The 12,957-nt window shown below is 56.8% G+C and carries 11 protein-coding genes and 1 tRNA gene; 5 read left to right on the forward strand and 7 right to left on the reverse strand.

The features are described from left to right. Positions 1–52: 52 nt before the first annotated feature. The 4 genes from OQH67_RS07640 to OQH67_RS07655 all read right to left on the reverse strand — a co-directional run bounded on the left by OQH67_RS07640 (position 53) and on the right by OQH67_RS07655 (position 4,328). The gene (locus tag OQH67_RS07640) at positions 53–1,576 is read right to left on the reverse strand and encodes a prenyltransferase/squalene oxidase repeat-containing protein (RefSeq protein ID WP_215435223.1); all 1,524 of its coding nucleotides are present in this window, start codon (positions 1,574–1,576) and stop codon (positions 53–55) included. A gap of 270 nt (positions 1,577–1,846) precedes the next feature. Beyond that, the gene (locus OQH67_RS07645; RefSeq protein ID WP_215435224.1) at positions 1,847–2,002 is read right to left on the reverse strand and encodes a hypothetical protein; all 156 of its coding nucleotides are present in this window, start codon (positions 2,000–2,002) and stop codon (positions 1,847–1,849) included. Between the two features lie 138 nt (positions 2,003–2,140). Continuing rightward, a complete protein-coding gene (gene galE / locus OQH67_RS07650) occupies positions 2,141–3,130 on the reverse strand; it encodes a UDP-glucose 4-epimerase GalE (protein ID WP_265145408.1) in 990 nt (329 codons plus the stop codon). Positions 3,131–3,146: 16 nt separating this feature from the next. Beyond that, positions 3,147–4,328: a UDP-galactopyranose/dTDP-fucopyranose mutase family protein gene (locus tag OQH67_RS07655; protein ID WP_215458932.1), complete on the reverse strand. Its 1,182-nt coding sequence runs from the start codon at positions 4,326–4,328 to the stop codon at positions 3,147–3,149. A 124-nt stretch (positions 4,329–4,452) separates the two neighbouring features. Here OQH67_RS07655 and rsmA point away from each other — a divergent pair, with 124 nt between their 5' ends. From rsmA to OQH67_RS07675, 4 genes are read left to right on the forward strand one after another with little or no spacing between them, the layout of a single operon-like run. Continuing rightward, positions 4,453–5,805, forward strand: a complete 1,353-nt coding sequence (rsmA, locus tag OQH67_RS07660) for a 16S rRNA (adenine(1518)-N(6)/adenine(1519)-N(6))-dimethyltransferase RsmA (RefSeq protein ID WP_215435226.1) — start codon at positions 4,453–4,455, stop codon at positions 5,803–5,805. A gap of 14 nt (positions 5,806–5,819) precedes the next feature. Further along, positions 5,820–6,275: a hypothetical protein gene (locus tag OQH67_RS07665; protein WP_067982321.1), complete on the forward strand. Its 456-nt coding sequence runs from the start codon at positions 5,820–5,822 to the stop codon at positions 6,273–6,275. Positions 6,276–6,315: 40 nt separating this feature from the next. Then, a complete protein-coding gene (locus tag OQH67_RS07670) occupies positions 6,316–6,561 on the forward strand; it encodes a hypothetical protein (protein WP_215711679.1) in 246 nt (81 codons plus the stop codon). 56 nt (positions 6,562–6,617) lie between these two features. Then, positions 6,618–7,454 carry a hypothetical protein gene (locus OQH67_RS07675; protein WP_215435228.1) on the forward strand — a complete coding sequence of 279 codons (837 nt, stop codon included), beginning with the start codon at positions 6,618–6,620 and terminating at the stop codon, positions 7,452–7,454. Positions 7,455–8,603: 1,149 nt separating this feature from the next. On the opposite strand, the gene OQH67_RS07680 is transcribed toward OQH67_RS07675, so the two are convergent. After that, positions 8,604–9,941, reverse strand: a complete 1,338-nt coding sequence (locus OQH67_RS07680; protein WP_215435229.1) for an MATE family efflux transporter — start codon at positions 9,939–9,941, stop codon at positions 8,604–8,606. A 140-nt stretch (positions 9,942–10,081) separates the two neighbouring features. Beyond that, positions 10,082–11,881, reverse strand: a complete 1,800-nt coding sequence (locus OQH67_RS07685) for a TrkH family potassium uptake protein (protein WP_215435230.1) — start codon at positions 11,879–11,881, stop codon at positions 10,082–10,084. Between the two features lie 202 nt (positions 11,882–12,083). Here OQH67_RS07685 and OQH67_RS07690 point away from each other — a divergent pair. Continuing rightward, positions 12,084–12,170, forward strand: a tRNA-Leu gene (locus OQH67_RS07690). A gap of 252 nt (positions 12,171–12,422) precedes the next feature. On the opposite strand, the gene OQH67_RS07695 is transcribed toward OQH67_RS07690, so the two are convergent. Beyond that, positions 12,423–12,902, reverse strand: a complete 480-nt coding sequence (locus OQH67_RS07695) for a hypothetical protein (RefSeq protein WP_215458931.1) — start codon at positions 12,900–12,902, stop codon at positions 12,423–12,425. Between the last annotated feature and the right edge of the window lie 55 nt (positions 12,903–12,957).

Raw genomic sequence — 12,957 nt, forward strand, 5'->3', positions numbered from 1 at the left:
TTCACAAGGCTGGCAACATACTAAAACCAGACACGGCGGTCTGTCAATCAGATTAGGAATTTCTGGTCCCTTCTCCCGTACCCGGCAGGAACCTGTAATAAACCTCCAGCATCAGCGTGGCCAGGCACTGGCGGTAAATCTTGTCGTTGATGGTGCCCCCGTTGCTGTTCACCAGGCCGCCGGGACCGGGGAACCCGTTGGGGGCAAAGCTGCCGTCGGAAGCCTGCGCTCCCAGGGTGGCGTCGCGGAAAGCCCTGTTGTAAGCCGTCCACACGTCCCCGCCGCGGTTCATGGCCGCCTGCACGCCGTAGTAATGCTGGTAGAGATTGGAAGAGGTGTTGTTCGCCCTCCAGTTGAAAGGCTTGTTGGTATTCTTGAGCATCCAGTCCAGTCCCTTGCGTGCGGCGCTGTCGGAGCCGCTGCCGCACATTTGGAGGGACAGCACCCCTACACCCACCAGGGACGGACGGGCAGTCGCGTCTTCCCTGCCTTCCTGCATGTAGGTGAACAGGCCGTCCGGCTTGCTGCACTTGCGGCAGTACATGGCGGCCTTGCGCAGGGCGGTGCGGATTTCGCCCTTGGTGGGCTTGATGCCGCCGTGTTCTGCGGCTTTCAGAGCCTGTACGTTCCATCCGGTGACGGAAAGGTCCGTGTGGGCTCCGGCCCTGGTATTGTAATTGTAGGCCCAGCCGCCGTCCACATTCTGGTTATCCAGAATCTTGTCCACGGCCTTCACGACGACCTTTTCCAGATTGGAGATGGAGGGAATGTCCATCTGCTTGCAGAAGGTGTACGCTTCACAGAGCGCGTAGGTGGCCACGGCATGGTCGTAGCTGACCTCGTTTCTCTGCGGGACGAGAGAAAGAACGGGAGCCTTCATGCCTTGGTCCACAAGGAAGGAAATGCCCTTGAGCACGCTTTCTCCGAACTCCTCGGAAAGCGGTGTTTCACAGTGGGCCAGATAGGCCAGCAGGGCGAGCCCCGTCATGGAACACTTGTAATTATGGGGAGTGCCGCCCCAGGAACCGTCCTTGTTCTGCTGCTTCTGGAGCCAGCGGAGGGATTTGACGACGGCTTCCTCGCACTGCGGGGTGCCCCCGTTCTCCGTGATGCGCTTCATGCGGTCGTTCAGGTCGCAGCGCTTGGACACGATGCCGGGAATGCCTCCGCCGTCCCCGTCTCCGGTCCCGATGCCGAAACCGTCGCCGATGTCGATGCCCGTGGAAAGTTCCTCGGTGGGGATTTCTACGTCAATGTCCGGATTCACCACGGCTACGTCCGCGGAAGCCACGGCGGCAATAACCTTCACCTGGGCCGCGGCGGAGGAACTGCTGGGCCGCTGGGTGGTCTGGGTAACCTCCGGAGTGTCGATGTCCGGATTGTCGCCTTCCTGGGTGGCGTAGGCGACCATGGGAGGATCTTCCGGAATGGCGGCGATGATGTGCACCAGGTAGAGCAGAAGGCACATCAGGGCGACGCCGAGGAAGGAAACGGAAATGGCGGCGGCCAGGGTCTTGGTGCGCTGCTTTTTCAGTTCCTCAAGGGCTTCGTCGGTACTTTCAATGTGGAGGCTCATTCAGTGGAAAACTATTCGCCCGAAGTATAACGAATATCCCCCGCCGGGGCCGAGCTTAAAAAGCCTGGTTTTGTCATGGTTCGCATGATGACCAGATGTGCATGAAAAGCGTCCTTGTAATAAATGCATTGCGCTTCCCGGCTTCTTCCCGGAGAAAGCTTTTCCGCCTTTCCGGTGCTGCGGTTGTTCCGAATGGCTGCGTTTCGCAGAACGGGCCTGCGTATGAATCATCGGGCGTTTTTCATCCGGAATATCTGCAGGCGCCGTTATTCACGGGTTTTTGAGGTCGCCGAAATAAATGATGAGTATCACGGGAATGACGACATAGATGAACGCCATGATGAGGAAAGCGCCCAGCGCTGCCTTCCACATCTCCCTGCTGCGTTGTCTTTCCAGTTCCTTCAGCGCGTTTTCAGTGCTTCCCATGTGCAGGCTCATATGAAATCCCTTCTTTGGGCATTTTCCGTAAGGATAATGGTTTTTTCCCGGTGGCGGCAAACAAAAAATCCCCGCCATGAAGTCCAGGGCGGGGAGGGAAAAGAATGATATCCACGGAGAATTAAATCAATAATGGCCGCCGTGCGGACCGGTCATCCACTTCCAGGCCGTTTCCACGATTTTGTTCGCGTCCTTGCACTGGGCTTCCCAGCCGAGGATTTCCTTGGCTTTTGCAGGATTGGCGATCAGGCGGGGTGGATCTCCTTCCCGGCGGGGGCCGTAGCGGACGGGAATCTTCTTCCCGGTGACTTTTTCAGCGGTTTCCAGAATTTCCCGGACGGAAAGCCCCAGGCCGGTGCCCAGGTTGAAACACTCCGTAGAGCCCCCCTTCATCAGGTAGTCCACGGCTTTCAGGTGGGCGTCCGCCAAGTCGTCCACGTGGATGTAGTCCCGGATGCAGGTGCCGTCCGGAGTATCATAATCCGTCCCGAAAACTTCAATGTATTCCTTCTCCCCGGTCAGCGTCAGCAGAATGTTGGGAATGAGGTGGGTTTCCGGTTCATGGTCTTCCCCGATGAGACCGTCCACACTGCATCCGGAGGCGTTGAAATAGCGCAGGAAAACACTCTTGAGGCCCCAGGCGCGGTCGCAGTCCTTGCATACCTTTTCCAGCATGTACTTGGAGCTTCCGTAGGGATTGATGGGATCCTGCTTTTCCGTTTCCGGAATCGGAATCTGGGTGGGAACCCCGTACGTGGCGCAGGTGGAGGAAAAGACGAAGCGCTTGACGCCAGCCGCCTGCATGGCGCCCAGAAGGACGAGCGGGCGCGCGATATTGTTCATATAGTACTTGAGCGGATTCTGGACGGATTCTCCCACGTTGATGTAGGCGGCGAAGTGGATCACGGCATCAAAATTGCCTGTCATCAGGAGCGGATACACCACGGAAGCATCGCCCAGGTCCCCTTTGACCAGCTTCACTTCCGGATCCACGATGGCTCCGATATGTCCATATACCATGTTGTCTAGGACGGTTACGTCAGCGCCCGTCTTCACGAGCTGGCGTACCGTGTGGGAGCCAATATATCCGGCGCCGCCGGTTACAAGTACTTTCATGATCTTATCAATGCTGTTAAGCCGGGTTGTCCCTGCCTCCGGCCAGGGCGTCCGCACATTCCAGGGCCTGAAGGACCACCTGGTCCATATTCAGGTAACGGTATTGTGCCAGACGCCCGATAAAAGTGACATGTTTCTCCCGTTTTGTCAATTTGCGATATGCCTCCGCCAATTGTTCCGAAACCCCGGAAGGGATCGGATAATAAGGTTCTTTTTCAGTTGTCCAGGCATCCGGATATTCCCGGATGACGGTACTCCCTTCCACCTGCTGGCCCGTGGCGTGCTTGAGTTCCACGATTCTGGTCCAAGGAACGGCCGGGTCCGGGTAATTCACCTGCATTTCCGGCTGCCAGAACCCTTCCTTGCCGGAGACGGGAAGACGTTCCTCCAACTGGTCTGCGGAGAAATGCTCCCTCTCGAACCGGAGGCTGCGGTAGGGAAGGCGGCCCAGGGAATAATTGAAATAGGCGTCCAGCGGGCCGGTATAGATGAGATGGTCCCAGGTGATGCGCTTCTTCACTTCTTCAAAGGAGGTGGAAGTGAGAATCCTGATCAGGGGGGAAGAGGACATGCGCCGGAACATGGCGGCATACCCGTCCTGGGGCAGGGCCTGGAAAGACTCTTTCAGGTAGGAATCATCCCTGTTGGTGCGGATTGGAATGCGTCCGCAGACGGAAGGGGCCAGCTCCGTGGCGGGAACGCCCCACTGCTTGAGCGTATAGGGAGCAAAAAACAGGCGGTACAGGGTCTTTCCCGCGGTACGGAGCATGAGTTCCTCCGAATTGGCGGGCGGTCCGTCTTCCGGCGCCCGCTCCCGGTCCAGCCATGCGCGGAACTCCTCCTCCGTGCATTCGCGGCCCATCAGTTGTTCAAAAGTGCGCAAATTGACGGGGAAGGACCAGTAACGGCCCTTCGTGCAGCTTTGCACTCTGTAGCGGACGGGATGCCAGTCCGTGAAACGGCTCAGGTAGTTGACAACACGTTCGCTGTCCGTCCTGAAATAATGGGGGCCGTAGGGGTGAACCAGCACTCCGTGTTCGTCCTGCATATCGTGGCAGTTGCCGCCGATGTGGTCCCGGCGGTCGATGACCAGGCAGTCCTTCCCCAGCCGGGCGGCGATCTGCTCTGCGGCGGTCAATCCGGCCAGCCCGGCTCCCACGACTAGAAAGGATGCATGCATGGAGGCAGTATAACCCATATGCCAAAATGCGGACCAGTCTTTTTCCCTGATATTCCGCTGTTTTCCGGAAGGCCCCTTTTCATGCCGGAAACTGCCCCGCTTTTTACTGGTCCCGGATGTATGTTTTTGAGAACATTGCCGCATGAAGCCGGTTGAGATCAGGAATGTTCTGGAAGAACACGACGTGCGGCCCAGCAAATCGCTCGGGCAGAACTTCCTGACGGACGAAAACGTGGCCCGCTGGATTGTGGACCAGCTGGAAATCCAGCCGGAAGACTGTGTGGTGGAAGTGGGGCCGGGAACCGGGGCCTTGACCGAACATGCTGCACCGCTCTGCCGCAGGATGGTCCTGGTGGAATTTGACGCCCGCCTGGCGGAATACCAGAAAAACCGCTGGGCCGGAGATCCCCATGTGGAGGTGTACCATGCGGACGGCGCTTCCTGGGACCCCCGCGGACTCTTTGCGGAAGCTCCTGTCAAATTCCTGGGCAACCTGCCGTATTCCGCCGGAGGGGCCATTCTGCAAAACTTTCTCTCCCGGCCCAGTCCCGTGGAACGGGCCGTCGTGATGCTCCAGAAGGAATTCATCGACCGCATTCTGGCAACTCCGGAGGACGACGCCTTCGGTCTCCTTTCCCTGCGCATCCAGAAAAACTGGATTCCCCGCGCTCTCAAGACCATTCCGCCGGAAGCGTTCCATCCCCGCCCCCGGATTGACTCCACCGTCATGCTCCTGACGCCCCGTCCGGTGCGCGAATTGCCGCCGTATGACGACCGCCTGATGGACGAGCTGATGAGAAAAGCCTTTTCCCAGAGGCGCAAACAATTGAAAAAGCAGCTTCCGCCTTCCCCTCCGTGGGACGAAGTAGCCGCTTCTCTGGGAATCTCTCCGTCCGCCAGGCCGGAGGAACTGAATCTGGCGCAATGGGTGGACCTGGCGCGGGCTTATGACTCCAACCCTCTCAAGGACGTGGCGCAGAGCGGAGACGAACTGTTCGACGTGGTGGACGAACTCAACCAGATGACCGGAACGGGAACGCGCCGGGAAATTCATGAAATGGACCTGCGCCACCGTGCCGTGCACATGTTCCTGGTAAACAAGCATGGAGCCGTGCTGCTCCAGAAAAGGTCCATGCGGAAGGACAGGCAGCCGGGCAGGTGGGACTCTTCCGCCGCCGGTCATCTGGACGCCGGAGAAGATTATGATCAAGCGGCCGTCCGGGAACTGGAAGAGGAACTGGGCGTGACTGGCTGCGAATTACGGCGAATTGCGGACTTTGACGCCGGAGAAAACAACGGCTGGGAATTCGTCGCCCTCTATGAAGGCCGCTATACGGGCAGGGTGCGCTTCCCCGCCGCGGAAGTGGACAGCGTGCAATGGTTCACCCCGGAGCAAATCCAAGCATGGGTGGAACGCCGCCCGCAGGACTTTTCACCCGCATTCATTCCATGCTGGAATGCATGGCTGGCCGCGAACAAAAAAGCATTATCCTGACTCAAACACATATCATGATTAACCCTGATCAATTATCTCCGGAACAGGTCCAGTCCATCAGGGACTGGGCGGAAGAAGGCCTTGACCTGAACGCCATTCAGAAAAATCTGCATGAAAAACTGGGGCTGAAGCTTACATTCATGGATACCCGTTTCCTGCTTCAGGACCTGGACATCCACCTCAGGCAGCCGGAACCCGCCCCCCAGCCGGAACAATCCGGAATGGAAGCCGCCCCGGCTCCTTCTCCCCTGCTGGGCAAAACCCAGGTGAGCGTGGATGAGGTGACGCCGCCCCATGCCCTGATAGCGGGCAAGGTACTGTTCAAGAGCGGCGCCCAGGGCGTATGGGACATTGACCGGACGGGCCGCATCAACTGGGACGCCACGCTGGGAGAACCCACGGCGGATGACCTGCGCGAATTTGAAACGGAACTCCAGTCCGTCATCCGCAGCCGCATGGGCGCCATGTAACAACGCACCGGAAGCGGGAACGATGGAAATACCGGATGAAATGATTGAAGACCTGCTGCCCGCCGTACAGGAGCAGCTCTCTGCACCGGAAACGGCGTATGTTAAAGGCTGCCTGGAACGGCTTACGGGAAAGGAAAAGCTGGAGGAACAGGAAGCGCTGGAACTGATAGCGCAGGCACTGGCAGTCGTCATCAATGAGATGGTGGTGGGCGGCCGTCCTTTTGACTCGGAGAAATACAGGAGCCTTCTGAAAGATTTGCCGCTTCTTCCGGATGAGTCTCCGTGATAAATCTCGACAATCTCCGGGATTAATTCATAATCCGTCCTTTCACTTGAAATTTTATGGCTAAAAAACCATCAGAAACAAGTGCTCCGGAAGCGTCCGCCGCCCAAAAGCCGGCTACCCGGAAAACTGCCGCCAGAAAGGCGGCGGCTCCGGCTAAAAAGACTGCCGCCAAGGCTGAAGAAAAGCCAGCTGACGCCGCTTCCGTAGAAGCACCCAAAACCAAAATCAAAACGGTCAAATCCGCTGCGAAAACCGCAGCCAGGACGAAAACCGTGAAAGCCGCCAAAAAGACGGCTGTCAAGGAGTCCCCGGCTGCTGAAGCGGCCCCCGCTCCCGCCAAAACCCAGGAATCCGCCTCCCCCTCTTCTCCCCAGATTGAGAAAAATGCAGTTTCCGAACCGGTAAAACAGCCCGAATCCGGTTCTCCGGTCAAGGTCAAGCGCGAATCCTACCGCCCGAACCGCAATCAGGACCAGCAGGAACGCCATGAACAGCACGGAAACGAACCCTTCGCCCAGCCGGAAACCGTGGGAGGAGGCTCCGATACTCCTTTCAACAAGCGCAAGCGCCGCCGCCGCAACAAAAAAGGCAATGGCGGTGCCGACGACCGCCAGCCCGCCATGCAGGATACGGCGTCCCTGAAAAACCTGGACGGCAAGAAAGTCGCCGCCCGTGCGTGGAAAATGTTCCTGGCTGAAGTCTCCGAAGAAGGCCTTGCCCTGATGGACGACCAGACTGCCCGCGAAGCCGCCCGCCGCGCCTTCCGCTGCGCCGAATTCTTCATGATGGAGGAATCCCGCCGCAAGCAGAGCCTGAAAGCCGTTTCCCAGCAGGGAAGAAACGCTTCCCAGGAAGAAGACCGGGACGCCGAAGAGGCAACCGGGGAGGAATAAAAATCTCCTGCTTATGTTTTCGCCCTGCGGCTGCGGCCGCGGGGCTTTTTTGTGCGAAAATCCGCAATAGGGCGGGATTTTGCAATGGCCGGATAGGGCTATTCTCGGCTGCGTCTTTTCCGGAAGCTCCTGCCGTAAGGCCATTCATAAAAAGAAGGCCTCTGTTTTACGTAGAAGGGAAAAGTCCGTTGAGGGATTCACGATCATTCAGGCGGGAAAAATGGCGGGAAGATCTGCCAAAATCTCCTGGGCGCAACAGGGATAAAGCGGGATGATTCATCATGATGCTGGTCATAAAAACGCATTTGGAGCAGAAACAAATATTTTCCTCCATCCTCATTGACGGAGGCCACGATGTTTTTCGTTCCGAGCACATATCCGCATCAACGCAGCTGTTCGTGCCGCACATAATAACGGACTCCCTCACAAGAGCTTTTGTATTTGAATCCGTAAGTCCGCAGTTCTTCCTCTGCCGGAAAAACGTCCTCCCCACCGGGAACGGCGGCTCCCAGGAATATTCGTAATGGTTCCGGATAAGATCGGCGGCAGCATACGCCTTCACCTAAATGCCACAAGGAATGTACGCTAGATAGAACAAAACCTGGGAAAATGCACCCTTCCAGCTCGGCTTTCTTGCCAGGCTCATGTACACGAGTCCGACAAACAGTACTCCTGTGCATGCCAGAAATGCCTGCAATACAATTTTCCCAAACGTGTAAACATTCACGTAGCGCCTCCTTCCTTAAAGGGGCCAGAAAACCATCATAGGACAGCCGAATGACCGCCTCCGTCGGCAAACTCCACTCCTTGCATTCGGCCGCCAAATCATCAATGAACACATTGATGCGTCATAAACAGGTAGAATTATCTGTTGCCCGAAATGCGTATGACTCCTGGTTTCCGGAACACAGGGAGGCCCAGGAATTCCCATGGCCGTCCGGCGGTTCGTGCTACGTTAAATCCGGATGTGACTCGGTGCATGCCGCTCCGGGACCATCGTAATCCGGGTCATGAGCCTGCCGGTACGGCAAGTAAATGCTGCTCAAAAGCACAAGGACAGCAAACAGGGGCCCGACGCCTTGTTGCAGCCGTTTGAACATGGGGTATCCCTTTCATCGTTTTCCGGGAAGCGGAGGGATGCCGTTGCCATCAAACCTTCTTGCCGCGCCATCTGCCGCTCTTGAGGTACCACCATGTCAGGGAAATGAGGACGAGCCCGTAAATATGTTCGGAAAACCAGCAGAGAGCCACGTCCGGCTTGAGCACGATGACGCCGTAGTAAACGGCGACCGTATAAACGGCGAGCGTGATCATCTCCATCACGAATCCCGCCCTGGTGTTTCCCGTGCCGGAAACGGCATTGAACAGGATGAAGGCGGGTGCCGAAATCAAGGTGGAAGTAGCCATGACGTAAACGGAAGGAATGCTGGCCGCAATGAGGGAGGGATTGTCGGTGAAAATCCTGAGAATGGGTTCCGGGAACAGGCACAGGATAATCAGAAGCGGAATCAGCAGTGCATAGGTAAGATTCAGCGTCATCCCGCAGGTCTTGAACAGGAAGCGCTGTTCTCCGGCGCCGATCTGGTTGCTGATCAAAGCCCCCGCCGTGGTGGCGAATGCACTCATGACCATGATAAGCATGGCTGCCATGTTGCGCACGATATTGGTGACAGCCAGGGGGCGTTCCCCCAGGTGCTCAATAGCCAGGAAAAAAATGAACCAGACGGAAACGGAAATGAAGGACTGCACCATCGTCCACCCGGAAATGGACAGCATGCCCTTCAGCAACTGGGGGCGGAACGTGAACGCCTTGCGGAAGCCGTACTTCCTCTTGTCCGCCGTGATACCCGTGTAAATGATGAAAAAGGCCAGGGAAACGGCTTCCGCCACGCTGGAGGCTATGGCCGCTCCCGCCACGCCCATCGCCGGAAAGCCGCCCTTGCCGAAAATGAGGCAGTAATTCAGCACGACGTTGCTTAACAGCATCACGATGGAATTGACCGTCAGGATCTTCGTCTGGGTAATCCCCACGTAGTAGGAGCGGAACATCACGCACAGGAAGGAGAAGAAAACGCCGTAAGTACGCCAGTGCAGGTACTCCATGGTAGCTCCGAACACCTGCGGGGATTCAATGGCATGGCGCAGGATGGACGGGGAAAGGTACCGGGAGGTGAAGAAAAGCAGGAGCGCCAGGGCAAGCATGAAATAACAGCCCTGGATCATTGTGGGTGCGATGCGGTTGTACCTGCGCTCCCCGTTGCGACGCGCAATGATGATTTGAGCCCCGAATCCGAATCCGAACGCCAGCATGAACATGGCCATGTAATAAACCCCGCCGAGGGCGCAGGCCCCCAGGGCCACGTCCCCCACGCGTCCCAGGAAGACGGCGTCCGTCAATCCGATCATGTGTTCAATAATCAGGCTGATCATGAGAGGATAGGACATGAGCCAGATTTTGCGGTAGGAGACGGTGGAAGGATTATTCATAACAAGAAGGCCTGCCGTTATTGCTGTTTGCCGGGCCAGGCGCAGAGAGTCCGGCATTGTTGATGCAAACTGGGTGTTTTCAAGAGGGAACTGCGTTTGTCATCCGTGTATGACACGGTAAACGGATGTTTGACGGCGCGTCAACTCAGGGGAAGCCTGGTTTCCGGATAGCGGATGGGCGACTTGGAGGGCTGCTTCATGAAAGCCAGCACGAAGGCGACCATGCCTACGCGTCCCACGATCATGTTGAACACGATAATCCACTTGCCCAAATCACTGAGTTCCGGAGTGACATTCCAGGAAAAGCCGACCGTGGCGAAGGAGCTGACCACCTCGAAAAACAGGCGTTCCAGGGACAGGCCCGGCTCCGCGAAGCACATGACCATCGTCATCATGCCCACCCACGCCCCGGCCAGGATAACGGTGATGACGGCGCGTTCCACCACGCTGCGGGCAATGCGCCGCCTGTGCATCACGACGTCCTGTTTCCCTTGCAGGATGCGCGCCACCTCTCCGCAGGAAACGGCAAAGGCGGTCGTGTGCACACCTCCCGTTGTGGAACCGGGATTTCCGCCGATGAACATAAGGGCGGAAAGAAACAGGGCATAAGGCACGCTGTTGAGCGCCATGTCGGAAATGTTGAACCCGGCGGTGCGCGCCGTGGCGTTGAACAGGCTTTCCCAGAGAATCCAGTACCAGGGGTCGGACGAATTAAACAGGCTCCCGTCGATCATCTTGATCAGAAACAGGACGAGGCCGCCGCCCAGCACCAGCGCCGTCGTCATGCGCACCACCAGCCAGCTGTACGTGGACCAGTGGCGGCTGACCGTATCCCGGCGGTCCCAGCCCAGGGCCACCCTGGCCCTGCGGACAATCTCCAGATACATGGCAAAGCCCAGGCTGCCGCACAGCACCATCACCATGATGGTGATCTGGCCGCCCATGTTGTAGGCCACGTTCGGCGTAGCCAGATTGTCGGCAAACAGGCTGAACCCTGCGTTGCAAAAGCCGGAAACGGAATGGAACACGGCATACCACCACAGCGTATCTCCTTCCAGCCCGGGAATGCCGCGCCAGGAAAAATAAAGAGCCACGGCCCCCAGTGCTTCCACACCGAATGTGACGGCAATAATATTCTTGATAAACCGGTCCACCTGGGTGATGCCCTCCTCGTCCAGAAGATTGCTGATGGTCACCTTGGAACGGAGGGTCAACCCCTGGCCCACCATCAGGGAGACGAAATAGGTGAATGTCATGATCCCGAACGCGCCGATCTGGAACAAGGCCAGAAGAATAGTCTGGCCGTAATTGGTAAAATGCTCGTGAACGTTCAGAGGAACCAGGCCGGTCACGCACACGGCGCTGGTGCTGATGAAATAGGCGTCCGTAGGGGACAGGGAAATGCCCTCCTTCGTGGCGCCCGGAGACATCAGCAGGGTCCCCCCCAGCGTAATGAAAGCGATCAGCGTAATCAGAAAAAGCAGGGCAGGGCGGATGCGCGGCATGCGGAATCCCCTCTTTCTGCGGGCAATGCGGAAAAAATACTCCTTCAGGTTCAGCAGCGGAGCCGCTCCGTAGCAAAGGCACAGCGCACGGAAAATATTCTGAAGCTCTATCCTGGAAAAAAAGGCGGAATTCGAATAATTCCCGATCAGCATGACGAGAATGAGAAGCCCCATGCCAAGTTCCACCCAGCGCGGGTTCCGGATGGCCTTGGCGAGCCATTTTTCACGGAGAATCCCGATCGCTCCCGCCAGCTGTCCGAGGACCAGCAGGGAAAGAATCTCCCGGAAATAGCGCAGGGAAACCTGGTCTTCGTGAATCGCGTCAAACCCGTTCAGCCACAGAAGCCACATCAGGGCGCCCAGCGTGCACATGCCGAACGCCAGTTCCATGATCTCGAAACGGTTTAAAACCGGTTTTTCCCTGTTCTCATTCACAAATCTGAAAATGGTGTCCTCTGAATGCCGTCGGAAGCCTACTGCATACGGAAGGATTTGAGAAGCCCTTATATCGTTTTCCGGGCGGCATGGAAAGGAACGGAAAAAGACGTCCGTAAAAATATTTTTCCGAATACACGCGAAAATGGTTGCAAAGGAGCCCCTCCTGTGCATAATAACTCCCGTTCTTACCAAACCATGTGCGCTCGTGGCGGAATTGGTAGACGCGCTAGATTCAGGTTCTAGTGGAGGCAACTCTGTGAAGGTTCGAGTCCTTTCGGGCGCACCATATAACCCCTTTTAAGTTAACAGCTTGGAAGGGGTTACTTGTTTTTAGGAGAGAGAAGCCAAAAATCTTATTTTTTGACGAACTGGGGGACATTCAGGGGACATCCTTGTTATCGAAAAGCATTGTAAAATAAGAAGAAAATGCTCTTTCTTCTAGATGGAAGTCTACACTAATGTAGCCCTCTCGAACATATGACATACCCCGGGTATCCATGTGGCTTGGACACTCGGGAACCAACATGACGGAAAAGCACTACCGGGAAGGCATTCGTGCTGCCGAAGGCGAAGCATGGTTCCATGTATTTCCGGAACAAAAGACGAAATCAATCCGTGCTTTAATGCAGGAATAACCCGCAAAACCGGGCGATGAGGATGCCGCCTTCGAGAACTCGATAACATTGTCTGGTTGTTGCTCCTTCTGAACCTGCTGTGCCTTCCATTCCTCGTACGGAACAAGCTTGCCTGTCTGCGGATCGCGCTTGAACGAATTGGCTCGTACGTTCTTCCGGGCCTGGAGGCGTACGCCCCGGTTGAGGCCTTCGATGAGGGTGGGGCTCATTCCGGGCATGTCGATGGGCAGTTCGACCTCTGCGGCCGTGTTCGGGTCTTTCCTGGAGCCGGGCAGCTTGAGCTTGATTTTGCCCATCTCGGACTTCGGATCTTTGCGGGTGAGGTATTTGGCGGTGGCAACGGCTCCCGTTGCGAGGGCGCCGGCTCCCAGCAGGCCAAGCAAGATGTTGAGATTTCTGGAGTTGGAGACTACGGTTGAGTTGGCCTTATCTATAGAA

The organism is Akkermansia biwaensis (assembly GCF_026072915.1).
GTDB lineage: Bacteria > Verrucomicrobiota > Verrucomicrobiia > Verrucomicrobiales > Akkermansiaceae > Akkermansia > Akkermansia biwaensis.